The sequence below is a fragment of the Paraburkholderia lebeckiae genome (genome assembly GCF_050436325.1).
GTDB classification, from domain to species: Bacteria; Pseudomonadota; Gammaproteobacteria; order Burkholderiales; family Burkholderiaceae; genus Paraburkholderia; species Paraburkholderia tuberum.
On the sequence record NZ_JBNDLZ010000002.1, the window covers coordinates 644197 to 666717 of the forward strand.

The 22521-nt window shown below is 63.0% G+C and carries 21 protein-coding genes and 1 pseudogene; 10 read left to right on the forward strand and 12 right to left on the reverse strand.

The window, feature by feature from the left end; translation table 11 throughout:
* The first annotated feature begins 16 nt into the window (after positions 1–16).
* From OKW44_RS05955 to OKW44_RS05965, 3 genes are read left to right on the forward strand one after another with little or no spacing between them, the layout of a single operon-like run.
* Positions 17–1156, forward strand: coding sequence for an aminotransferase class I/II-fold pyridoxal phosphate-dependent enzyme (locus tag OKW44_RS05955; protein WP_018421025.1), 1140 nt, complete (start codon positions 17–19; stop codon positions 1154–1156).
* On the forward strand, positions 1149–1925 hold the full coding sequence (locus tag OKW44_RS05960; RefSeq protein WP_018421024.1) for a GIY-YIG nuclease family protein: 777 nt from the start codon (positions 1149–1151) through the stop codon (positions 1923–1925). Before OKW44_RS05955 ends, OKW44_RS05960 begins: the two co-directional genes overlap by 8 nt.
* Positions 1922–2704, forward strand: a complete 783-nt coding sequence (locus OKW44_RS05965; protein ID WP_018421023.1) for an amidohydrolase family protein — start codon at positions 1922–1924, stop codon at positions 2702–2704. Before OKW44_RS05960 ends, OKW44_RS05965 begins: the two co-directional genes overlap by 4 nt.
* On the opposite strand, the gene OKW44_RS05970 is transcribed toward OKW44_RS05965, so the two are convergent.
* Positions 2666–4018 (reverse strand): sigma 54-interacting transcriptional regulator, encoded by a 1353-nt coding sequence (locus OKW44_RS05970; RefSeq protein WP_035470999.1) that lies wholly within the window; start codon positions 4016–4018, stop codon positions 2666–2668. The two genes, OKW44_RS05965 and OKW44_RS05970, sit on opposite strands and share 39 nt — an antisense overlap.
* Positions 4019–4460: 442 nt before the next feature.
* Here OKW44_RS05970 and OKW44_RS05975 point away from each other — a divergent pair.
* Both OKW44_RS05975 and OKW44_RS05980 read left to right on the forward strand, forming a co-directional pair.
* A pseudogene (locus OKW44_RS05975) lies at positions 4461–4742 on the forward strand (oxidoreductase); the annotation flags it as partial.
* 194 nt (positions 4743–4936) lie between these two features.
* Entirely contained in the window at positions 4937–6367 is a 1431-nt protein-coding gene (locus OKW44_RS05980; protein ID WP_026225909.1) for an IS1182 family transposase, read from the forward strand.
* 257 nt (positions 6368–6624) lie between these two features.
* Here OKW44_RS05980 and OKW44_RS05985 read toward each other — a convergent pair whose 3' ends face one another.
* Both OKW44_RS05985 and OKW44_RS05990 read right to left on the reverse strand, forming a co-directional pair.
* Positions 6625–7164 carry a DUF4142 domain-containing protein gene (locus OKW44_RS05985; protein WP_018421018.1) on the reverse strand — a complete coding sequence of 180 codons (540 nt, stop codon included), beginning with the start codon at positions 7162–7164 and terminating at the stop codon, positions 6625–6627.
* A gap of 626 nt (positions 7165–7790) precedes the next feature.
* The gene (locus tag OKW44_RS05990) at positions 7791–8279 is read right to left on the reverse strand and encodes a cache domain-containing protein (RefSeq protein ID WP_018421015.1); all 489 of its coding nucleotides are present in this window, start codon (positions 8277–8279) and stop codon (positions 7791–7793) included.
* 537 nt (positions 8280–8816) lie between these two features.
* Between OKW44_RS05990 and OKW44_RS05995 the strand changes: the two genes are divergently transcribed.
* A complete protein-coding gene (locus OKW44_RS05995) occupies positions 8817–9143 on the forward strand; it encodes a hypothetical protein (RefSeq protein WP_162633975.1) in 327 nt (108 codons plus the stop codon).
* Positions 9144–9830: 687 nt separating this feature from the next.
* Here OKW44_RS05995 and OKW44_RS06000 read toward each other — a convergent pair.
* Both OKW44_RS06000 and OKW44_RS06005 read right to left on the reverse strand, forming a co-directional pair.
* Positions 9831–12053 carry a xanthine dehydrogenase family protein molybdopterin-binding subunit gene (locus tag OKW44_RS06000; RefSeq protein WP_018421013.1) on the reverse strand — a complete coding sequence of 741 codons (2223 nt, stop codon included), beginning with the start codon at positions 12051–12053 and terminating at the stop codon, positions 9831–9833.
* Positions 12054–12102: 49 nt separating this feature from the next.
* Positions 12103–12387: an FAD binding domain-containing protein gene (locus tag OKW44_RS06005; RefSeq protein ID WP_429410824.1), complete on the reverse strand. Its 285-nt coding sequence runs from the start codon at positions 12385–12387 to the stop codon at positions 12103–12105.
* Between the two features lie 50 nt (positions 12388–12437).
* On the opposite strand from OKW44_RS06005, the gene OKW44_RS06010 reads away from it, so the two are divergent.
* From OKW44_RS06010 to OKW44_RS06025, 4 genes are all read left to right on the forward strand, one after another.
* Positions 12438–12815, forward strand: a complete 378-nt coding sequence (locus OKW44_RS06010) for a ParB/Srx family N-terminal domain-containing protein (RefSeq protein ID WP_429409660.1) — start codon at positions 12438–12440, stop codon at positions 12813–12815.
* A complete protein-coding gene (locus OKW44_RS06015; protein WP_429409662.1) occupies positions 12752–14206 on the forward strand; it encodes a hypothetical protein in 1455 nt (484 codons plus the stop codon). Before OKW44_RS06010 ends, OKW44_RS06015 begins: the two co-directional genes overlap by 64 nt.
* Positions 14207–14331: 125 nt before the next feature.
* Positions 14332–14679, forward strand: coding sequence for a hypothetical protein (locus OKW44_RS06020; protein WP_429409664.1), 348 nt, complete (start codon positions 14332–14334; stop codon positions 14677–14679).
* An 85-nt stretch (positions 14680–14764) separates the two neighbouring features.
* Positions 14765–15010: a hypothetical protein gene (locus OKW44_RS06025; RefSeq protein WP_084754124.1), complete on the forward strand. Its 246-nt coding sequence runs from the start codon at positions 14765–14767 to the stop codon at positions 15008–15010.
* On the opposite strand, the gene OKW44_RS06030 is transcribed toward OKW44_RS06025, so the two are convergent.
* The 7 genes from OKW44_RS06030 to oxlT form a co-directional block, all read right to left on the reverse strand.
* A complete protein-coding gene (locus tag OKW44_RS06030) occupies positions 14911–15684 on the reverse strand; it encodes a hypothetical protein (protein ID WP_026225907.1) in 774 nt (257 codons plus the stop codon). The two genes, OKW44_RS06025 and OKW44_RS06030, sit on opposite strands and share 100 nt — an antisense overlap.
* Positions 15677–16369, reverse strand: a complete 693-nt coding sequence (locus OKW44_RS06035; RefSeq protein WP_018421010.1) for a nucleotide-binding protein — start codon at positions 16367–16369, stop codon at positions 15677–15679. The genes OKW44_RS06030 and OKW44_RS06035 overlap by 8 nt, the downstream gene beginning before the upstream one ends.
* Positions 16370–16378: 9 nt before the next feature.
* Positions 16379–16843: a hypothetical protein gene (locus tag OKW44_RS06040; protein WP_018421009.1), complete on the reverse strand. Its 465-nt coding sequence runs from the start codon at positions 16841–16843 to the stop codon at positions 16379–16381.
* Positions 16844–17975: 1132 nt separating this feature from the next.
* A complete protein-coding gene (locus OKW44_RS06045; protein ID WP_018421008.1) occupies positions 17976–18461 on the reverse strand; it encodes a MarR family winged helix-turn-helix transcriptional regulator in 486 nt (161 codons plus the stop codon).
* A gap of 208 nt (positions 18462–18669) precedes the next feature.
* On the reverse strand, positions 18670–19731 hold the full coding sequence (locus tag OKW44_RS06050; protein ID WP_018421007.1) for a serine hydrolase domain-containing protein: 1062 nt from the start codon (positions 19729–19731) through the stop codon (positions 18670–18672).
* 9 nt (positions 19732–19740) lie between these two features.
* Positions 19741–20892, reverse strand: coding sequence for a M20 aminoacylase family protein (locus OKW44_RS06055; RefSeq protein WP_018421006.1), 1152 nt, complete (start codon positions 20890–20892; stop codon positions 19741–19743).
* A 126-nt stretch (positions 20893–21018) separates the two neighbouring features.
* Positions 21019–22305: an oxalate/formate MFS antiporter gene (oxlT, locus tag OKW44_RS06060; protein WP_026225905.1), complete on the reverse strand. Its 1287-nt coding sequence runs from the start codon at positions 22303–22305 to the stop codon at positions 21019–21021.
* Positions 22306–22521: the final 216 nt, after the last annotated feature.

Below are 22521 nucleotides of genomic sequence, written 5' to 3' on the forward strand. Positions count from 1 at the left end.
GCGCGAGGAGCGCCCGATGATGATCGACTTCGCCTCCGGCCTGTACCTCGGCTTGCGTCATCCGGCCCGCGAGGCCGGCGACTACGCGGCGCTCACCACCGGGCATCCGGCGGCGCTGGCCGCGAGCCCGCTGATGCGTCCGCTGGCGGCGCAGGCCGCCGCGCTGCAAGGGGCGCAGGCGGGCCTGGTGGGCACCTCGACGCTGCACCTGGCGATCGACGCCTTCGAACGGCTCGGGCGTAGCCACGCGCTGTTCGCCGACGACGCGCTGTATCCAGTGATGCGCTGGGCCGCCGAGCGCATGGCGGGCAACGGCGCAAGCGTGGCGTGGTTCGGCCACGGCGACGCCGGCAGTCTCGCGCGTCGGCTCGCTGAAGCGCCGCACAGCCGGCCGCCCGCGATCGTCACCGACGCCACCGTGGGCGACGGCGCGCTGGCCCCGATCGGCCGTTACGTGAGCGAAGCGCGGCGGCATGCGGGCCTCGTGCTGATCGACCAGAGCCAGGTGCTCGGCCTGCTCGGTATGCGGCCCGGTCCGCGCAGCCCGTGGGGCCACGGCGGCGGCGGCGTGCTGCGCCACCTCGGGCTGAGCGCACCCGCGAGCGAGTCCGTGCTGCTGCTCGCGTCCTGGGCCAAGGCGTTCGGCGCGCCGCTCGCCACCCTGTGCGGACCCGCGCCGCTGATCGAACAGATCGCCCGCGACGGCCCCACCCAGGTCCATTGCAGTCCGCCGAACCAGGCGTCGCTGCTGGCCGCGCTCGGCGCGCTCGAGATCAACCAGCGCTCGGGCGCGCGCTTGCGGCGGCGCCTGCTCGATCGGCTGCAGCGGCTGCGGCGCGGCGTGCGGGCGCTGGCGGCGTCGGTGCTGCCCGATCTGTGCGCTCCGGACAGCGTGCATCCGTTGCAGCGGCTGCGCCTCGCGAACCGCGCCCGCACGCTCGCGCTGCACGCCGGGCTCAGCGAATGCGGGATGCGCACCGCGCTGCTGCGCCAGCGCGCGAACCGCTACGTGCTCGCCGTGATCGTGCGCGCCGACCACGAAGCCGCCGACATCGACGCGCTGCTCGCGGCGATGGCTGGCCTCGCGCCGCGCCTGCCGGGTGCCGCGCGCAGCGCGGCAGGCGCCCGGCTCTTCAAGGAGATCGACCATGTTTAGAACCGCCGATGGTCACACGCTGGAACTCTCGCCGTGGCGCATGCGCCGGCTCGTGCGGCTGGTCGCCGAAGCGCGGCGGCATAGCATCGGAACCCCTTCGCGCAGCATCGCGCAGGACGTCCGGCAACTGATGGCGCGCGCGCGGCGCGTCGCCGCCGACGGCGCGACCCGCATCGCCAGATTCGAGAGCGCGAGCGCCTGCTGCCGCGCGTGCTTTCTGGCGCGCCAGCAGGCGGGGGCCATGCAGCTCGTGGCGATGCGGGTGGAACCGCCCGTGCGGCTCGCCGCGCGCCGTTACGCGCACGTCTATGAACAGGGGCCCGGCGAATTCGAGTTCGAGTCGATGCTGAAGTCCGCCAACCTGGTGCTGAACTGGCGCCACTACGAGACCCTCGAATCGGCCGAACGCTACGCGCGCGGATTCGGCGTCTACATCCTGATGCGTGGCGCACAGCCCGTGTATGTCGGCAAAGGCGAGCCGCTCGCGGCGCGTCTGCGTACGCGTCGGCTGATCGCGCAGCAGCACGGCGATACGGGGCTGCATGTGTGGACGGCCACCGTGCCGCCGGGCAGCGTCCTCGCCGTCGAGCACGTGGTGGTGCGGGCGCTGCGCGACGGCTTGACCAACACGGATCTGCGGCTGCCCATGCGGGTCGACAAAGCGGGACTCGACATCCGCCGCGTGCTGCCGCCGTCGCTGCAGTCGCCGTACCTGGTGCGCAACCGCGCGCTGCGCGTGCCGGGCGATACCTTCGAGCTGACGCCATGATCGTCGACTTCCACGTGCACGCGGGCCAGGGCGACGGCATGACCGGCCCGTGGGACACCGGCGCGCCGCTCGCCCGTTATGCCGCGCGCGCGACGCGCGCCGGCATCGCGCGCTCGGTGCTGCTGCCGGTGTTCCAGTCCGACTATGCGCAAGGCAATCGCGACGTCGCCGCGCTGGTGCGCGGCGATCCGCACCGCTGGATCGGCTTCGCGATGGTCCATGCGGAGCGCGACCGCCCACGCATCCACACGTTGATCGAAGAGGCCGTGCTGACGCTCGGTTTGCGCGGCATCAAGGTGCACCGGCACGACGCTCGCATCAACCGGCACGTTTGCGACGCCGCGCGGCGCTTCCGTTTGCCTGTGCTCTACGATCCGGCCGGCGATGTCGGCGCACTCGAACTGCTGGCGCAGACCCATCCCGACGTCGCCTTCGTGTTCGCGCATCTCGGCAGTTTCGCCGACGATTGGGCCGCGCAGCGCCGCGTGGTCGACCTGATAGTTAGGTATCCGAATTTATTCTCGGATACGGCCGGTGTGCGGCGCTTCGACCTGCTCGAGGAAGCGTTTCGGCGCGCCGGGCCGTCCAAGCTGCTGTTCGGCACGGACGGACCGTGGCTACATCCGGGGCTGGAGCTGGCCAAGCTGCGCGCGCTGCATCCCGCGCCGGCCGCCTTCGCCGCGATGGCAGGCGGCAACGCCCTGCGGCTGCTCGGTCCGCCGCGGCGCGCCGCCGCGCCGTCAACCGCTCGCTTCGGACGGCCGGATCTGACGCCGTAGTTGCAGCGCGCGCGGGGTGATGCGCAGCAGTTCAGCGGCGCGGCTGGTTGAGCCGGTGCGCCGTTCGGCCAGCTCGACGGCGATCGATTCCGCGATCTGGCCGATCCCCTTCAAGCCGAGCCCCGCGCTGAGCGCGCCTTCCACCGCGAGCGCGAACGCCTGTTCCCAGCCGTGCACCACCGGTGCGTCGGCAACGGCGCGGCTCACGAAGGACTCGTCGAGACAGCCGGTGCTCAGCACGCGAAAGCCGCGCTGCCGGTCGGCCAGCCGCATCACCACGTTGCGCAGTTCGCGCACGTTGCCCTGATAGTTGGCCGCCACCAGCTGCTGCATCACTTCGGGCATCACCGTGGGCGCGGCCTCGCCGTGCTCGGCGAGGAAATGCCGCACCAGCAGCGGAATATCTTCGCGCCGCTCGTCGAGGCTCGGCGCGCGCACCGTCCAGCGTGAAATGCGGAAGAACAGATCGTTGCGGAAGCGCCCCGCGAAGACGTCGCCTTCCAGATCGCGATTGGTCGCGCAGGTGAGACGGAAATCCGACTTGCGCCACGTGTCTTCGCCCACGCGCTTGTAGCTGCACTCCTGGATCACGCGCAGCAGACGCGCCTGCACGCCCGATTCCAGTTCGCCGATCTCGTCGAGAAACAGCGTGCCGCCGTCGGCCATCGCGACGGCGCCGTCGCGCGCGGCGAGCGCGTGCGTGAACGCGCCCTTCGCATGACCAAAGAGCTCGCTGCCGGACAGCTCGGGGCTCAGCGCCGTGCAATCGACCACCACGAAGGGACCGCGCCGCCGCCGTGCATCGAGATCGTGTACGAGGCGCGCCAGCACTTCCTTGCCGCAACCGCTTTCGCCGAGCAGCAGACAGGCGCCGTCGCCGAAGCGGCCGATCTCGGCGACCGCGCGCAAGGTCTTACGCCATGCCGGCGATTCGCCGACCGCGCGCTCGCGCCGCCAGTCGGCGTCGAGAATCGATTCGATCTCGGCGACGCGCGCGACCCGCAACGCGATTTCGTCGAGCAGCATGCCGTAGTCGTCGGCGACGATCATGTCGCTCACCGCCGCCGGCCACCACGCCTCGGGCTGGCAGTCGCAGCGCGTGTCGGGCGTGCAGCCGACGATGAACGCCTGCGGCAGCGGATGCCGCCTGAGCCAGCGCGCCGCGGCTTGCGCGACGCGATTGCCGCCCGCGATCACCACCACGACATGCGAGCCCTCTCCGGACGCGCCGACTTCGATGTCTTCCGACAGCCCGCGCTCGCGCAGCGCACGTTCAAGCGCGTCGCCTTCTTCCTGATGCAGAACGATTCGCATGGCGGCGAGCGCCGGCCGCACCGGTATCCGGTGGTCGGCGGCGTTTGCGTTCCTTCTATGCGAACGATGCGCACAAGCGTTCGCGGCGGATGGAGTTGCGCATGTCGGACCTCGGATGCGGTCGAGCGGATGAGAAGCGGAATCGTCGGACATAACGCTTTCCGCGTACACACATGTTAGTGAGATTACGAACCGCTTGCCGCGCCAATCGATCTGCCGTGCGCGCCAGCGCACAATGCAACGCCGGTTGGGACCGGTCGTTCGCGGCTCGCTTCGGAGCGCAAGTATGTATACGCTCCATCAACACGCGGACTTGTGCCCGACCGCAGGCGGCCCGCTAGGTCAGCACCGCCTGGTCCAGGTACAACTGCGCGCGCGATCGGCGTAGGACGCACGCCGGTGAGATTCGCGCGCGCGACGATCAGCGAGTCCGCGAAATGCGGAGTCGACGCGCGAGAGCGACATGACATCGGAGGACGTCCCGCAGATCTATCGGGGGACAATCATCGCGGCCGGCGGCTTCACTGGCGACAGTGCGGAACAGATCATTGCAGATGGACATGGGGATCTGGTCGCCTTCGGCCGCATGTTCATTTCCAACCCGGATCTGGCCCACCGCCTGCGCAATGGCAGACCGCTCACTCCTTATGACCGTTCGACCTTTTATGGCGGTGACCGACGAGGGTATAAGGACTACGCGCCGGATTCGAAGACGACCGCGTAGCGGAGAGTGGTGAGCGCCGGTGCGCCGCGCTTCCCGAGAGTGATGCATTGGAGCCACCGGCGCACTCGGTGCGTAAAGCGGCCTCTCGAATGTCCAGATTCACGTGCCACTGAATGGCTGCTTTTGGCCCAGATTGTGTCAAAACGGTTTTTGGAGCGCTAAAATTTGCCATCCGACAGCGAGGGATAAGCAGGATGAAACGGTTCGTTCAAGGCGACAATCGTACGCAAAGCTTTCTCCTCCCTGAAGCGCTCGATGACTACGTGACGGACACAAATCCCGTGCGCGTAGTTGATGTCTTTGTAGATGAGCTTGATCTTCATAAGCTTGGGTTTGAAGGCGTCGAACCAGCGTTGACAGGTCGGCCGTCGTATCACCCCGAGGTGATGCTCAAGATCTATATCTATGGTTACCTGAACCGGATCCAATCGAGCCGTCGCCTTGAACGCGAGGCCCAGCGCAACGTCGAACTCATGTGGCTCACGGGCCGCCTGGCACCGGACTTCAAGACCATCGCGCGGTTCCGCAAGGACAACGGCAAAGCGATCCGTAGCGTCTGCCGTCAGTTCGTCGTGCTGTGCCAGCGTCTGGACCTCTTCGCCGAAGCGATCGTTGCGATTGACGGCAGCAAGTTCAAGGCGGTGAACCACCGCGACCGTAACTTCACGAGCGCGAAGCTTGAACGACGCATGCGCGACATCGAGTCAAGTATCGCCCGCTATCTCGATGCGATGGACACAGCGGATCGTCAGGAGCCTGCCATCGCAAAGGTCCGGACAGAGCGATTGCAGGACAAGATTGCGGCCTTGAAGGAACAGATGCGAGGCCTCAAGGAGATCGAGGTCCAACTCAACGCAGCACCCGACAAACAGGTATCGCTCACGGACCCGGATGCCCGTTCGATGAAGACACGAGGAACGGGGGTCGTCGGCTACAACGTCCAGACTGCGGTTGACACGAAGCACCATTTGATTGTCGCGCATGTCGTTACCAATGATGGCCTCGATCGTGATCAGTTGACGTCGATGGCGAAGCTTGCCCGCACGGAGATGGCCGTCGACAAGCTCACTGCAGTTGCGGATCGGGGCTACTACAAGAGCGAGGAGATACTTGCATGCCATGAGGCCGGAATAAGCGTGTTCATTCCGAAGTCGGTGACATCGAGCGCAACAGCTAATGGTCGCTTCGGCAAGGATGACTTCATTTACGACGCACAAACGAACGAATATCGGTGCCCGGCAGGCGATCGGCTCATCTGGCGATTTTCAACTGTTGAGCGCGGTCTGAAGATCAGCAAGTACTGGAGTTCAAACTGCCAGCAATGTTCGCTAAAAGGGGACTGTACGCCAGGCCCTCAACGTCGCGTGGCGCGCTGGGAACACGAAGCTGTTCTTGACGAGATGCAGGCGCGACTTGATCACGCCCCTGAGATGATGCGCATCCGGCGACAGACTGTCGAGCATCCGTTCGGGACGATCAAGGCATGGATGGGCGCCACTCATTTCCTGACGCGGACCCTCGAACGTGTGAGCACGGAAATGAGCTTGCACGTGCTGGCGTACAACATGAAGCGAGTGATCAAGCTACTCGGTTCAGAAGCGGTGATGACGGCGATGCGGGCGTGACGCCCGCCGGGAGGTGCTGCGCGGTCGCGATACTTTCGACTTTGATTTGACGTCCGGCCGCCGCAATCGAAAAGTCGCGACCTGCGGCAAGCCAGGTTTCGTTAATTTCCGGTGTCTACGCGTTTTGACACGCTCTGGGCCGGCTACGGTCGTACATATCCCACGCGGGCGACCCTTGCGGAAATTTATTAAGCGAGCGAGAACGTCGGACGCCGGCTCCAGATCGGATCGTCCTCACGCCGATCCCGTCGCGCAGATCATCGTACAAACCTCGGGCGTTCCAGCGCCAACTGCAATCGGTGAGCTTGGTCGAGATGGAAAATAAAAGACGGGCGAGACCGGACGAGCAGTGTCTTCAATTCCGCGTTCGCCGTGGACCGAATGAAGGTGTTTACCAAATTGACCAGTTGCTGCAGGAAGATCACCTCGCGATCAAGGTACGCCTGGTCGAACTCGTGAGCATCGACTGCATTGAGCCTCGCAAGGTCGTCGTAGCTCTGCTGCGCGAGCGCATCGCTAATCCCACTTCGTTGTGGAGTCGCCGCGAGTCTCTGCATCAATCCAGCGGTTTCCTGGTTGACCTGTCCATGCTCGTCAACCATCCGACTCGCGAAGAATCGTACGCTTCTCGACTGCGTTCTGCGCAAGGCTGTTTGGCCGGCCGCGATTTCCGCCTGATTCGCAACAAGGATGATGCCGACGATTTGTGCATCGGTCAGACCCGCCTCCTGGCCAAATGCGCAAATTGTCGATGCGCGGAGCAGCAACAGCGCTCCAGCGGTACGTTTAACGTTCATTGCTCTCCTCAATTCGCGTTCCGGTCCTTAACGCACCGTTCACTGAGCGCGTCTACAACACAGTAGTTGCTACGCTTCCTCGATGGCTACATGCGCGTGACGATACCCGTCGAGATCACGCATTCCGGCCGAATTCATCGAGTTGAGGTGCCAGCAGCAGAGTTCTTGATGGCCCCGACCGCAAGCGCCAGGCTAACGCGTGACAGTTACCGGCTTGTCGTCACTCCCATGCCGATACGGACCGCCGCGCCAGGCAGCGAGGCATTCAACTTCCCGGCTGCATGAACTCGATCGCCGAGCCGTCCGGCCCCACGGCGTAGAACACCTTAGTCCCCGCTCGCGGTCCCGCCGGAATGAGTTGCAGCACCCCTGCCGATGCCATCCAGTAGGCGCGATGCACTGGAGCACCGCGTCGAGATCGTCGACGTAAAACGCGATGTGCATCGCGCCTACTTGGCATGGATCGGCAGCTACGTCCGTTCGTTGCTCGACGCCGCCATACTTCAGTGGTTCGACTCTCGCGGGGAAGGGTTGCTGGCTGCTCATGGGGGATTTGCTTGAGGCGGCCACCGGCCAAAACGGGTTCGTCCGCCTCCGTGGTGTGGTCGACTGATGCTAGCCAGAACCTACTCCGAATAGAAGCCCGAAGCCACCAGGCCCGGAACTCCGTTGATCTTCACAGCCTTCACATAGGTCCATTTATGCGACGGCTGAGTTTGCCCGGGCCGCACGAATATGTAGTCGACCCAGCCCGATCCCTTCGTTTCGGCCGTCTCAATCATAGCGTCGTGAAACGGCTTGCCGTTGGGATCTTTCTGGCCGCTGACGTTGGTCCCCTCGCGTGATGGGATCGCCGGATTCAACAGGACATTTGCCTTCAGATCGTAAACGAACACATAGGTATCCCCGTGGAACCATTCGCTGCCTTTCACTCTGAACTCGGAGAACGCCTCCTTGCCTTTCCTGTCAATCAACGCCGCAGCTTTGTCGACCAGCGCTTCGGTCCGTTTTGCCGTTTCGGACGTCGGCGGAGATGACTGAGAAAAAACAGACGACGCGGAGCAGAACAATCCAGCCAGCAGCAAAACGCCGGTAAAGAGAGTTTTCCTGTTCATAGCGCTATCTCCAACCGCTGAATGCGGTGCTGTTCCGCACGCCGATCGCTCTTTCCGCCCTGAAAATGGGCACGCTAGATCCTGGATAGCCTCTGCGCGTGACCGCGCATCTACGCCCGATTTCCAGAGTTGAGCGGCTTTGTCCAGTCAGCCGTATCGAACGACGTTCGTTGAGCGGACCCGGTGCCGCTTCATCATAGGCTCGGCGAAGATCGCGCAAGAGCCGCTAGTGAGTGTGAGGCACCCGCTCCGTATGCAAGGAGACTAGTACGTGAAGCGCAGCCTGGTCAGACTCGTTTTCCCGCAGTGCGTGGGCGACTTGACATGCTGGACTACCCATAATGTCGACCCGACAGCGGACGGTCGCGAATGGCGGAAACGGGGCCGGAAAGAGCCCGCACGCGGTGATGGGTCAATATCGGCTGGCTGGGCCCCGGATATGGCAGCCAGGGGACTTGCAATGGTGATGGTTCTGCTATCACTATTGCGTGTACTGGGCTACAGATGCTTTTTGAGCTTCGGATAAGGACGGACGCCGTGAGTATTCTCTGCCGAGTCCAGATTGCGGTAACGATTTCCGGGGTTGTCACCGGATGCGTGTCGCAGCCAATTGGGCCGGCGGTAGCTGTGAAGCCGGGGCGCGACAAGCCATTCACCGTCTTTCTGCAGGACGATGCGCAGTGCAAACAGTATGCGAGAGAACAGCTGGCGCGCGGCGTGGACACCCGCGCCCAGAGCGATGCCAACGTGTCACGGGCACAACTGAATGTGCAGCAAAGATACTATCTCGCGTACCTGGAATGCATGCGCGCGAAGGGAAATGAGGTGCCGGACGGTGCAGCGCCAACTACGCAGTCTGAATAGGCGATCTTCAATGTGGTTGTACTTTCCCAGGTGCATCGGTTACGAGCCCATGCAATTTTCTGGGAAGACTTCCTTCAGCTTTTTGACAAGCGGCCTTGTTGCAAAAGGAATTTCATGACAAATCAGTGCATTGCGACATATTTCAAGCCGCGCGATGCGAAGTGACACCTTTAATTCGGACTGAGGCGAATTGACGTTTTTATTTCGTTCGGACTGGAAATAAAATCCTCAACTCGCGCTGTCAGATCCATTGCAGCGGCTTGATTTGCATAAGGCGATTTGGCGGCCGAAATACAGCCATTGAGATAAGAAGAGAATCTTTGTAGCCATGTCCCTGCGACTGTGTAACCTGGACCCAGTCAGGCCGGGCTGTCGCACGGACGATGCCGGCGAAGGCGACCGGCTCAAGTCGACCCTGTCGGTCGTTCGGCGCGTCTCTTTCCAATCGCTGCTATCGAGGCGAAACGGTCAACGCCGCAGCTAGCCGCGTCGTTTGCTCGCGACTGTCCGAGCGTCTTCAGTCGTCCGCCTCGACTCGTGGCTTGTTTGGGCCACGCATCGATAGCGCCGGAGATGGCGGGCCGCGACTGAGCAGTCTGCTGTGGCTGGATCGGGGGCTGCGTCGCGACGCGGCAGTGCCAGGTGCCGACGACGTGCAGCCGCCAGAACCGGACACCGCCGCCCGCGCTAAAGCTCCATCAGCTTTTCCTTCGTGATCGGCAGATCTCGGATACGCTTGCCGGTCGCATGATAGACCGCGTTCGCGATGGCTGCGGGGAACCCGGTAATGCCGATCTCGCCGATGCCACGCGCGCCAAACTCGTTGAACGCGAGGTCGGGATAATCGAGCAGCATCACGTCGATTTCGGGCTGATCCGCGTGCACCGGCACCGCATATTCCGCGTAGTTGTTGTTGCCCGGCATTCCGTTGCGCCCGTCGTACTCGGTGGCTTCGAACAACGCCATGCCGATCCCCATCACGATCGCGCCTTCGACCTGATTGCGCGCAGTCAGCGGATTGATCACGCGCCCGACGTCGATTGCGCTGAGCACCCGCGCGACGCGCAGATGCGAGATCCCTGGATCCCAGCGCACCTCGACGAAGTGCGCGCCGAACGACATGAACGACACCTCGCCCTGCGGCGCGCCGCCCGTTCGCGCGTGCCCGTCGGCGCTCGCGAGCCGCTGCGCGTTCAGCACGTCTGCATAGTCGACGAAACGGCTGCCGTCGGTCAGCCGTCCGTCGTCCATCCGAAGCGTCTCTGGGTCCACGCTGGCGAACGGTGCGCCGTCCTGCGTGGCGAACGCGCGCAACTGCCCGATCGCGTGGCGGGTCGCTTCCGCGATCGCAGGCAGGACGCTCGCAGTGGCCCACGATCCGCCCGACACCGGCGCGGCGGGGTACGACGAATCGCCGAGTCTGACCTCGATCCTCTCCACGGGCAGTCCCGTCAACGTGCTGACGGTCTGCGCGGCGATGGTATAGGTGCCGGTGCCGATGTCCTGGATGGCGCAGGTGACCGACGCCGTGCCGTCGCTCTTGAGCTGCACACGCGCCTCGGCCGGTGTGCGCCATGCGTCCCAGCAGCAAACGGCCATCCCGTAGCCTGCGATCTCGTTGCCGACGACCATCGAGCCGACGCGCGGATCGCGCTTCGTCCATCCGAATTTGAGCGCACCCTGCTCGATCGCTTCGCGCAGGTGATTGCTTGACCACGGCAGATTCGCGGCTTCGTCGCGCGTCGAGATGTTGTCGAGCCGGAACCGAAGCGGGTCGACGCCGCATTCGGCCGCCAGTTCGTCAATGGCGGATTCGAGTGCGAACAGTCCGGGCGCCGCGCCGGGCGCGCGCATCGACGTCGGCGCACCGCGATGCACTTCGGTCGTGTGGTGGGTCACGCGCACATTTGGACACGAATAGAGGCTCGGCGTCATGCCGCCACAATTCTCGACGTATTGCTCGACGAACGAGGTCGTGTTGATCGAATCGTGCCGTATCGACGTGAGCTTGCCGCCCGCATCAGCCGAGAGCCTCAGCCGCTGCCTCGTCTCCGGTCGCTGCCCGGTGGCCGTGAACATCTGCCCACGCGGCACGACGAGCTTCACCGGCCTCCCGACCATCAGCGATGCGGCGCAGGCCGCAACCGAGTGCGGCCACAGGAACAGCTTGCACCCGAATCCCGAGCCGATGAACGGCGCCTCCACCGTCACGCGCTCCGGCGTGAGTCCGAAAATCTGCGCGAGCGTATTGCGGTGAACGACGACGCCCTGCGACGCCTCGTACACCCCCAGATCGCCGTCTTCCCACCACGCGACCGTCGCACTCAGTTCGATCGGGTTATGGGTTTCGACCGGAGTATGGTAAAGCGCATCGACCTTGGGCGCGGACGCATCGAATGCGGCCTCGGGCGTGCCGCGCGCATGGCCGAGTCCTCCGTCGCACGCGCCGCCGGCGGCGAGTCCCTGTTCCAGATTCGCGATCGCACGACCGCTCTCGTACGTGACATTCACGCGGATTGCCGCCTCGCGCGCGTGCTCGTATGTGTCGGCTACCACCAGCGCGACTAACTGGCCCGCGTAATGAACCGTGTCGTCTTCGAACGGCAACCGATGCTCGTCGGTGATCGCGGCGGTCAGGATCGTCGTCGCGGAAATTGCGGCTTTCGGCACCCGGTACAGGCGCGGGCAATGGCCGTGATGAAGAACGTCGATGAGACCCGGCGTGCGGCGCGCGTCGGTGGTGTCAATTTCGATGATGCGGCCGCTGGCGACGGTGCTGAACACCCCATATGCGTGCACCATCCCCGGCAGATCGCGATCGGCGGTGTACGGCGCAGCGCCCGTCAGCTTGACGCGGCCATCGACACGGCGCAGCGATGCGCCGATAGCATGCATGGCGAGTCCGGTCATCGAGACCTCCCGTGTTAGTGGGAAACGTGTGAAGAGGAGGGCCCGTCCGTCAGGCCGCGAGCGTGGACAGATTGCGTGCGACCGCCCGCTGGCCCAGCACGATCTTGAAGCCGTTCTGGCCATACGATCGGGCGTCTTCCATCGCGGCCGCCGCGGCGTCGCGGATCAATGCGGCCGATACGGGCTTGCCCCGCAGCATCGCCTCGGCGTTCTCCGCGCGCCACGGCTTCGTGCTCACGCCGCCGAGCGCGATGCGCACTTCGCGGATCGTGCCGCCTTCCATCGCCAGCACGACCGCGCTCGACGCGAGCGCGAACTGGTATCCTGGCGGAATCGGACAGCACCCGACCCGGAACCTTCCTTTTTATTTTTCTGGAGTCAGTTATGCAAGCTCAAGTCGAAACCGTCAAGGCGAACACCGACGAAGCCGTCTCGCCGCTCGAAACCAACTTCGGCGACGAACAGCCGCTCGTCACCGTGCCGTATTCCAGCCTGCGGCCCTCACCGCTCAACGCCCGCACGAAACCGCTGTCGGGGATCCCGGCGCTCGCCGCCAATATCCGGGCGAGGGGCCTGCTGCAAAACCTCGTCGTCCACGACATGAAGCGATCGCATGGCAAGCAGCGCCGGTATGGCGTCTGCGCGGGCCAGCGCCGGGAAGCCGCGCTCGAGACCTGCTGTTCGAATAGAAGCATATCGTGGCCGACTATCCGGTGCCGGTGCGAATCGTCAGCGAAGGCGAAGCCCTCGCCATTTCGCTGATCGAGAACAGCGAACGCGAAGCACTCGACCCGTTCGACGTGCTGCGCACATACCGGATGCTGGCCGAGGAAGGGCGTAGCGTCGATTACATCGCGGCGCTTTTCTCCGCCTCGCCGCTCACGGTCAAGCGGCGCATGAAGCTCGCCAACGTATCGCCCAAGCTGCTCGCCAAGCTGCGCGAGGACGCGATCACGCTCGAACAGCTTGCCGCACTCGCCCTCGCAGACGACCACGAAACGCAGGAACACATCTGGTCCGACGCGAACGATCGGCAGCGCCAGCCGAACCACCTGCGACAGGCGATCACGCGTGCCGAAATCGATGCGAGCCGCAGCCGCCTCGTCCGATTCGTCGGCCTCGCCGCCTATGAAGCAGCGGGCGGCTACATTCGCCGCGATCTGTTCAGCGACGACGAAAACTCGGGCTACATCGCCGACGCCGAACTGCTGCAGAAGCTCGTCGCGCAGAAGCTCGACGCTGCTGCCGCCGAAGCGCGGGCCGAGGGATGGGGCTGGACGGAAACGCGCATCGAATGCGATTTTGTCGAACTGAACCGCCACGGCAGGTTGCGCCCGGTGCAGCGCCCATACACCGAGGACGAGCAGCGCGAAATGGACGCCCTCACCGCGCAGCAGGATGAACTCGCCGAAAAAATCGAAGCACTGGCGGAGGACGACGAAAGCGCCTATGAGGAAGCCGACCGGCTCAACGACGAAATTGAGCGTGTCAATGCGATGCTCATCGCACTCGAAAACCGAGCGCTCGCATGGGACACGCATCAGATGGCCGAGACGGGCGCATTCGTGATTGTCGGGTCGCAGGGTGAGTTCGTCATCGAGCGCGGCCTCGTGCGGCGCGAGAACAGCGCGGCACTGGACGCGGCAGGGGCAAGCGTCACCGGCATCGCCGCAGCCGAAGGCCCGGACGCGCCGTCCACCAATGCTCCGAAGATCAAACCCGTCCACAGCGCGAAGCTCTGCCAGCGGCTCACGGCGCACCGTACCGCTGCCGTCCACGCGGAACGGGTCGCCCGGCCCGCCATGGCGCTGGTCGCCCTGCTGCACTACCTGACCCCGAAGGCACTGCCCGAGCACTTCGGGCACACGTCTGCGCGCAGCTATCTCACACTGTCCGGCGAGAGCAACCACGACAGTCTGCTGCGCGCGGCCGACGACCTGCCCGCCAGCCCCGCGTGGAACGCCATCGAGACGCAGCGGACGCGCTGGATCGATGAACTGCCTGCCAGACGTGCGGACCTGCTGCCGTGGCTGATCGAACAGGACCCCGTCACGACGCTGCTCGACCTGCTTGCATTCTGCACCGGCACCCTGCTCGACGGCATCGCGGGCGAGGAAAGACCGCATGGATCAACACGCTTGCGGATGCGCTGAACCTCGACATGACCCGGTACTGGACGCCGACACGTGCGACGTATTGTGATCACGTCAACAACGCACGCATCGCGGACGTTGTCTCCGCTGCCGTGTCACCGAAAGCCGCCACCGACCTCAACAAGATGAAGAAGACCGACGCGGTAGCCGCCGCCGAGCTTCGGCTCGCAAAGGTGGCAGGGCTCCCGGAAATACTCACCGATCGCGAAGCCCCGGCCACGCCGTCACGGGAAAACCGTGACGACGAGGATGAAGACGGCGCCGATGCGGGCGATACCGGCAACGGCGCGGCCGACACACCGGAAGACGAAGACGTCGATGCTGAGCCGGATGCCGGTAACGGCACGGAACACGTCAACGATACGCCCGCCGACGCAGAAGCCGCCCCTGTCGCCAGTAGCCCGCTGACGTCGCGGCCGTACCCGATTTCGGACAGCATGAACAGCGCGCAATCCGGCCCCCTCGTAGCGTGATCCCACCTTTCGCCCCGGCAACGGGACGAGGCAGGCGACAAGCCAGAATGCGCCGCTTGCCAGACTTGAACCGGTGGAACACATCATGACCAACCGCATCCGCATGGCCGTGCTCACCATCAATGCCGAAGGCTCGCCCGACCTCTCCCTGACTTTCGTTGAAGCCACCGATCTGCAATACAACGAAGGCAAGCGCTACGACATGACCCTTGCCCGCGCCGAAGATGAAGGCTACCGGGCACCGATGATCGCCTTCGACAAAAACGACGCGGCTGCAGACATGCTCCGCCACGCCGCTGAATTCATGGAGGGTGACACCGACGGGGTATAACCCGTGCGGGCAGACGGCGAGCCGTCTGCCCGCACCCAATGGACGCCAGTCCACCATCCGGCCAGCCCGCCTGCGCCCGCGGCCAGCAGCATCACAATCAGTCCGCCGACGACCAGCCCATAGCACGCCCGCACGAGCCGCCGCAGGGCGACGCGCTCGAATGACGTGAGCGTCGTATCGATCCGTTTCTGTTGGTCACGTACGGCGACAGCCGTCGCCCCCACGAGCCGGTTACCGGCAACGCGGGCAATGTGATTCGCCGCCCGCTGCGTGAGTGTAGCCAGCGCCTCATCGTTCAGCGCGGCAAGCGCGGCCCGGTAGCGCGCCTCATGTTCATCGATCATCTGCCCGGCCAGTTCAATCGTGGTCTTGCAGCGCGCGAGCGCGTCACGATGCTGCGTCATCAACGCATCCGTCGCTGCCCGCGCCTCCGTCCGCACGACCTCCAGACTGCCCGCGCCTGCCTGCCGGATGCGCTCCGGCATGGCCTCGTAGAGTCGCCCGTAGTGCTCGAGCATGACCAGCACAGACCACAGCGCATCGTTGTCGCGGAGGTTGAGCGCACTCGATACCCGACGCATTCGCAGCACACTGGCATCGTCGGGCAATTCGCCCGTGACGTCGAGAAACAGACAGGCGAGCTCGTCCACCGGCCTGCCCTGCCTGCTATCCATCGACCGTTACCTTGGCGAACATGGCATCGCACAACGAACGCCAACGCAATAGCTCGACCCGTTCACCGATATGCATCGTCTCCGCTGCCTTGCGAATCGACATGCGCTGACTGCGAAGCTCGTCCGCGACCCGATCCGCAAGATCAGGAAAATCCAGTGAGTGACCGCGCGATTCGATGGAACGGCGAAGCTGCGACCCCTGATACAGCGTGAACTTGTCCGCCGGACCGAAGTAGCCATTGCGTACGACGTTCATCACCGCGTCCGGGAACGTCTCGTTGAAAGCGCTCAGCAATTCAAGGCTGTCGCGTTGCCGGTTGATCACCCACAGGACAACAAGCCGGCGCCGAAGCTCGCCAAGCGCGCCGGCCAGTGTCGCCCCGAACTGCTCAACACCCGTCTGGCTCCGCGCCGCCGTGTTGACAACGATCGCTGCGTCTCGTTGCTCGTCGCAGAAATTGACAAGGCCGATCCAGCCGTCTGCATCGTCCAGGTTATCGGCAATGCAGCGCATATCATCCTGGACTGCTTTCATCACGTCTGGGTTGGAGGTATCCGTTTCCACAAGCGCCGCATGAATATCCCGCCGTAGCAGATAATCGGCCAGCGCGAGCGCAACAAAACTCTTGCCTACGCCGCCCTTGCTGCCACCAACGAGATAGATGGGGTAAGTCGTCATGTCCATTTGAATCCTCTAAAGGTTCTCGGTGTCAGGCCTGATCTCGAATGAGAACGCGTCACGCATCACCATGCTTCCCGGCCTACTGACAATCTCTCCCGCATCCTGCTTTTGATTTTCTCTGACAGCCTCCGCGCGCGGTACATCGTCCTTGCTTACCTTCTTCGTACGAGGCGATGGCGCGGCATTGTCTCGTGCCGATTCCTTTGCAGACCGTTGAGCTGGTTTGTCTTTCTTCGATGGGTATAACGCGTACTTGACAGAGCCAACGCTAAAATCAACGCCCTTCTTCCGTGCATGTTCAACGATTTCTTCCAGCGTATATCCCTTCTTCCTCACCGCACCGATTACCAGACGCATCTCTTTCATCGCATCGGTAATAGAGACGCGCTGCTCGGCCTCTGGCTTGACCGGCAGTGATTCCAGAGTGCGGACAAGCTCATCCCATTGCGCCCGGGTATAGCTTTTCGCAACTGGCATGGCTCGCTCCGTCGTGCTCTCTTTATCCCATCTTGTTCACTCGGGAAGACCTCGTCAACACCTGTTTTTGGCCGGATTTTCGCTATCGGAACGTCATGGAATCAGACGGATCGCGTTGGAATAAAGGAAATATTTTGGACACGTCTGGCACGAGCAACGGACCGCGCTGATGTCCGGAAAGACGTAGCGAAGGGATTCCGGGCAAACTTCACGACGGCGCAGGCGCAGAACGATCACAGGCAACGGGCTGAATCGTTCTGGCCATCAGGATTCACACAATGGAACTGCGAGCCGATAGAGACACGATAGTCTCGCAGACTATATCCCTTACTCTACGAACTCCCGATAGCCCTGCCTGCATATCTTTGGGAAAGACCGGCGAGATTTTAGGAGATCAACAGCCGCCCGAAGCTGAATCGACGTTGCCGATTCAGCGCGTGCGATTACCGACTCCAGCCGCGGCCCTCGCAGACATCTGACATTCAGGTAGCGGCAGTGGACCGGATCACTACGCAGAAATCCGCCTGCCCAGTATGCAGACTCGTTCAATCGACATCCCGCACGATGAGATACGGTGTGCGGTCGACCAAAGGAAGAACAGCGGATTCATGGGGTGCATCCCGCGGACGCATCTGGCCACCTTACGGAAATTCCCGGCCAACCTCGCTGAAAGCGCTTGGCCGGGAGATAAAAACGGACATTTGAACTTGGCTAAAAACGGACATTACAACTTAGCCTCTACATGTCAAAATTTTGCTCATTTCTTTTATGTCAAGTGGACTACGCCGTAGCTCCGGGACCGTCCGTTAACATTGACGCGCCGCGCGCTGCTGCGGCGCCGCGGCACGCCGCAGTAATCGCTGATCAGTCAGCCACTCCTCACGGGCTCCGATTTCGAGATTGACAAAATCAGGCATCGAGGCCAATGCCACGACGAGACTGCGGGAACTCTGGTACCAGCCTCTTCCATAAGTTCAACGCCTCACGGACGGGCTTGGAAGTCTGGTAGACCGATTGACACATTTCATTCGGACTTACTCCGATGGACGCTTTTCCCGACGTAGAACAAAGCGGGTATTGATCTCGCTGATTTGCCGTACAAATTGCAAAATCCCGGCCATCGTCGCCGCGTTCAGGCTGTGCGTTTGCGTCGTGCCGGCGGGAGCGTCCATTCCCCGCCCTCCTCAACGTGTTCCGTCAGCTTGTTGATGCAGTCAAAAAGCACTCGCTTTTCCTCCGGTGACAGAACGGACATGAGCTGCTCGTCGAAGACCTGGCCGATCCGATCGCACTTGCGGACAATTGCCTTGCCTTTCCTGGTCAGGTTCAGGTTGATGATACGTGCATCCGTCGTACCGGTAGAGCGCGTCAACAAGCCACGATTAGCCAGCGTGGTGACCAGCTTCGAAACCAGCGTCTTTTCAAGGTATGTCAGCTCGATCAGCGGGCCGAGAGAGATGCCCGGCTGCATATCGACGAAACGCAGCACGCGCAGGTCGCGAAGGGTTACGTCACATTCGGCTTCGTAAAGGCCAGACGCCACGTCCTTGGCCAACTTGCTCAGTACATCGAGGCGGAAGTTCAAATGTTCCAGTCTTGGATACGGCGCCTTCGACATGCTGTTCTCCCATTCAGCTACTTTGATTCAGTTGCACACCGCAACTTTTAAATTTACGTGTGTTGCGCACGAAACATACCATCGTGCGGAACCCCCCCCCCATGCGTGCAGACAAGCCGGAGGCTTGCCAAACGGCACGAGAGTACCGCAATGCGCACGAATGGGGCAAGCGCGCACGATCCCGGTGCGGCAAGTGAATGGACGCTGATTAACCCGTCGCCCCCTCGTCAACGGCCTTGAGCACCAAACCGAAAAATTCGTCCGCATGCGCCGGGTCGATCCAGCGCACCACCACCGCAAGCTCGCGTTCAGGTTCGATCCAGGTGAACGAACCGCCCGCGCCGATTGCAAAGTAGCTGGACTCCGGCACGCTCGGAAAGACGCTACGCTCGTGGTTGAGCCAGACAAGGTAGCCATAGAACGGCGCGATCGCACACGGTGTGCGCATGCGCTGCAGCCACTCGCTGGAAAGGATCCGCTGCCCATTGACGCTGCCCTGACCCAGCAACAGCTGAGCCACCTTGATCTGGTCCTGGGCGCTGATCGACAGGCCGCCACCCCAATGCGTGCCGCCTGGAACCGACTGCACGCGCTGCCCGCCCACCTCCACCCAGGCATTGTCGTATCCGACCCATTGCCAGTTCTCGCTCGCGTCGAGTGGCCGCATGATCGCTTCGCGAAACACTTCCGGCAACGGGCGGCGAAACAGATGCAGCAGCGCCAGCGAAAACTGGTTGATGCGTACGTCGTTGTATTCCCAGTAGGTGCCGGGAGCCCGTAACGGCCGCCGCTGCCCTTTCTTTCCATCGGGCTCCTTGCCGAATCTGACGTACCGGTAGTGGTCGGCCTCGTCGGGCAAGCCGAAACACACGCCTTGCCATTCGCTCGTCTGCTGCAGCAGATGCGCCCAGGTCACGCTTGCGTTGTGTTCGTCATCAAAGCCGATCTCCGGCACGCGCACGTGCACCGGCTCGTCGACATCGGGCATCAGGCCGCGATCGTGCGCAACGCCGGCCAGCAGCGCGAGATATGTCTTGGCGATGCTAAAGGTCAGGTCGGCACGATCCGGTTCGCCCCACGCAGTGAGCGGGCGGCCGGCGCGAGCGATGACGCCAGACACCGGGCCACGCCCATGCACCGGTCCGAGCAGCCGGTTCCAGGGTGGCGGGTCGTCCGGATGTACGCCCCATACGCCATCGACCTCGCGGTCCCACGGCGTTTCATGATCGATCGCGACTTGCACAGCATGCTGGAGATTGGCAGGTTGCATGAGGGTCCTTTACCGGGCACAAAACAGCTTGACGAGGTTCACCCAATAAGTCGCGCCGATCGCAAGCGCGGCATCGTTGAAATCGTAGTGCGGATTATGGAGCGGTGCTGCCGGAGTCGCCTCGTCAACGCCCATCCAGATGTACGCACCGGGTTTTGCATGCAGCATGAACGCAAAATCTTCCGAGGCCATCGAGGGCACACAACCTCGCTGCACGCTGGCAACGCCGACTGTTGCGCCGGCGGCCGCAGCTGCAAGATCGGCTTGAGCGGCAGTGTTGATGGTGGCCGGATACGCGTAGCGATAGTCGAGCGTCGCGTTTGTACCCAGTGCGCGCGCAATACCCGTGGAGATTTCGTCGATCGACGCGTGGATTCGTTCCTGCACGTCGCTCGAGAAACAGCGCACGGTGCCGCGAATGACCGCACGGTCAGGCAGCACGTTCCACGCTTCTCCGCCATGAATTTGCGTGACGCTCACGACGCCTGATTCTTTCGGCGAAATCCGCCGGCTTATGATTGTCTGCAACGCGGTGACGATCTGGCTGGCACACACCAGCACGTCGCTCCCCTCCTCCGGCATCGCGGCATGCGAACCCTTGCCGTCGACAACAATCTCGAACGTGTCGAACGATGCCATCATCGGACCGTCGTTGATCGCAAAATGTCCGCGCGGGATGCCGGGCCAGTTGTGCAAACCAAACACGGCGTCGCACGCAAAGCGCTCGAAGAGTCCGTCTTCGACCATCATCCTGCCGCCGCCCGCCGGCCCTTCTTCTGCCGGCTGAAAAATCACATGTACCGTGCCGCGCCAACTGGGGTCGCGGCTCAGCGCGACAGCGGCGCCGAGCAGCATTGCTGTATGGCCGTCATGGCCACACGCATGCATCTTGCCTTCATGTTGCGACCGATGCGCGAAGCTATTGGCTTCAACGATCGGCAGCGCATCCATGTCGGCGCGCAAGCCGATGGCCGGTCCCGCGCTGCGGGTCATGCTGCCCACCACACCGGTTCGTCCAATGCCGCCATGTACCTCGAAGCCATACTGTCGCAATACGCCCGCGACGAGATCGGCGGTTGCGACCTCCTCGAACGCAGTTTCCGGACATGAGTGCAGTGCGTGCCGCCACTTCATCATCATGTCGATCAGGTCGCAATCCATTGGAATTCAATCCCTTTCAGTGGAAAATTGAGGAGACAAAAAAAGCAGAGAATCGACGAAGCGGTACAGCATCCGCGCAGATTCGAATGGGCGAGATTGCTGGCAAGCCGGCCGTGGCCGGCTGCATTACGAGCGACTGGAGGCGCGGGCAAACCACGCGCGGCGCATCGGCCTGAGTGCGGCGATCGCAAGCACAGCGGTACAACTATCCAACGCGATAGCCGTGCCGAACACCGCGTCCCAACCGCCCGTATGCTCGTGGAGTAACGCGGCCACCGGCCCGCCCAGAATCGAGCCGACGCCTTGCGCATAAGACAGGCACGCGTAGTTGACGATTGCATGCTTGCCGCCAAAGGTGTCCGTCAGCGTCGAAGGGAAAAGCGAAAAGATCTCGCCCCAGCCGAGAAAGACGACGCCTGACAGCAGCACGAACAACAACGGGTCGTGCCGTGACGTGAGCCACAAGGTCATCGCTATCGCTTCCATCCCGAAGGCGATCAGCATCGTATGCTCGCGCCCGATCAGGTCGGAGATCCATCCGAACATAGGCCGCGTCACGCCGTTCGCCACGCGATCAATGGTCAACGCAAGCGGCAACGCCGCGAGGCCAAACACGGTGACTCCCGACATGCCGAAGTCTCGCGTGAAGACTGCCATTTGTGAGGTCACCATCAGGCCGGAGGTTGCCATCATCGACATCATCACGAACATCAGCCAGAACAACGGCGTGCGCAGCATGCTGCCGGGCCGCGTGTCGGGTGCGGCGGCGGCGGCTTTCTGCGGCCGCCAGTCCGCCATATAGCCGGGCGGCGGCAGCCGCATGCCGAGCGCGGCAAGTATGCCGACCACGCCGAGAATCCCGCCAAAGACGACCAGCGTATGCTGATAGCCGTATTTGGCGATGCTATTGGTGATCGGAAATGTCGTGAGCATTGCGCCCATGCCGAAGCCCGCCATCACTACGCCAATCGCAAAACCGCGACGGTCGGGGAACCAGCGCGCCATCAGCCCGATCGTGCCGACCACGACAATACCTACGCCAATCCCCCCGAGGACGCCATAGCAGAGATAGACGGACAGCAAAGACTCGGCGCGGCTCGTCAGTACCCAGCTAAGCCCCGTGATCGCGCCGCCGGCGGCCAGCAGCCAGCGCGGCCCAAAGCGCTCGATTAAATAGCCTTCGAGCGGCGACAGAAAAGTCTGGCAGACAATGAGAATGGAGAAGGTGACCTGCAGACTCGGCAGTGACACGCCGAGTTGCGCTGTCAGCGGGCGCGTCAGCAAAGTCCAGATGTATTGGGGATTGGACGCGACCATCGCACATACGAGGCCGCACAGTAATTGCCACCAGCGGCTCTGTAGTGAGAGTGCAAGTGGCGCGCGGCTGCGGGCGCCAAAATCCTGGGTGCTCATGCTTCAAACTCCGTACGAGTAAGTGACACGAAATGACTCAGGCAGTGCGCTTGTCTGGAGGCCTGAAAACGACGCTCCTGGACAACGCGCTCAGTGCATCGGAGCGTAAGTTCGGATGACCCAGCCTTGAAAATGGCACCTTTGACGATCTGCTACTGTGTATGCATCACGCCGATATAGTTGCACTTTCCAATAATTGCCATTCACATGTGACTT

Bases quoted from the DNA above. Each gene is read 5' to 3' on its own strand.
- OKW44_RS06010 (WP_429409660.1), top strand. From the start codon at position 12,438: ATGCAAGCTCAAGTCGAAACCGTCAAGGCGAACACCGACGAAGCCGTC.
- OKW44_RS05965 (WP_018421023.1), top strand. From the start codon at position 1,922: ATGATCGTCGACTTCCACGTGCACGCGGGCCAGGGCGACGGCATGACC.
- oxlT (WP_026225905.1), bottom strand. From the start codon at position 22,305: ATGAGCACCCAGGATTTTGGCGCCCGCAGCCGCGCGCCACTTGCACTC.
- OKW44_RS06030 (WP_026225907.1), bottom strand. From the start codon at position 15,684: ATGGATAGCAGGCAGGGCAGGCCGGTGGACGAGCTCGCCTGTCTGTTT.
- OKW44_RS06040 (WP_018421009.1), bottom strand. From the start codon at position 16,843: ATGCCAGTTGCGAAAAGCTATACCCGGGCGCAATGGGATGAGCTTGTC.
- OKW44_RS05980 (WP_026225909.1), top strand. From the start codon at position 4,937: ATGAAACGGTTCGTTCAAGGCGACAATCGTACGCAAAGCTTTCTCCTC.
- OKW44_RS06000 (WP_018421013.1), bottom strand. From the start codon at position 12,053: ATGACCGGACTCGCCATGCATGCTATCGGCGCATCGCTGCGCCGTGTC.
- OKW44_RS06050 (WP_018421007.1), bottom strand. From the start codon at position 19,731: ATGCAACCTGCCAATCTCCAGCATGCTGTGCAAGTCGCGATCGATCAT.
- OKW44_RS06035 (WP_018421010.1), bottom strand. From the start codon at position 16,369: ATGGACATGACGACTTACCCCATCTATCTCGTTGGTGGCAGCAAGGGC.
- OKW44_RS05985 (WP_018421018.1), bottom strand. From the start codon at position 7,164: ATGAACGTTAAACGTACCGCTGGAGCGCTGTTGCTGCTCCGCGCATCG.
- OKW44_RS05960 (WP_018421024.1), top strand. From the start codon at position 1,149: ATGTTTAGAACCGCCGATGGTCACACGCTGGAACTCTCGCCGTGGCGC.
- OKW44_RS05990 (WP_018421015.1), bottom strand. From the start codon at position 8,279: ATGAACAGGAAAACTCTCTTTACCGGCGTTTTGCTGCTGGCTGGATTG.
- OKW44_RS05955 (WP_018421025.1), top strand. From the start codon at position 17: ATGATGATCGACTTCGCCTCCGGCCTGTACCTCGGCTTGCGTCATCCG.
- OKW44_RS06020 (WP_429409664.1), top strand. From the start codon at position 14,332: ATGAAGAAGACCGACGCGGTAGCCGCCGCCGAGCTTCGGCTCGCAAAG.
- OKW44_RS05970 (WP_035470999.1), bottom strand. From the start codon at position 4,018: ATGCGAATCGTTCTGCATCAGGAAGAAGGCGACGCGCTTGAACGTGCG.
- OKW44_RS06025 (WP_084754124.1), top strand. From the start codon at position 14,765: ATGACCAACCGCATCCGCATGGCCGTGCTCACCATCAATGCCGAAGGC.
- OKW44_RS06045 (WP_018421008.1), bottom strand. From the start codon at position 18,461: ATGTCGAAGGCGCCGTATCCAAGACTGGAACATTTGAACTTCCGCCTC.
- OKW44_RS06055 (WP_018421006.1), bottom strand. From the start codon at position 20,892: ATGGATTGCGACCTGATCGACATGATGATGAAGTGGCGGCACGCACTG.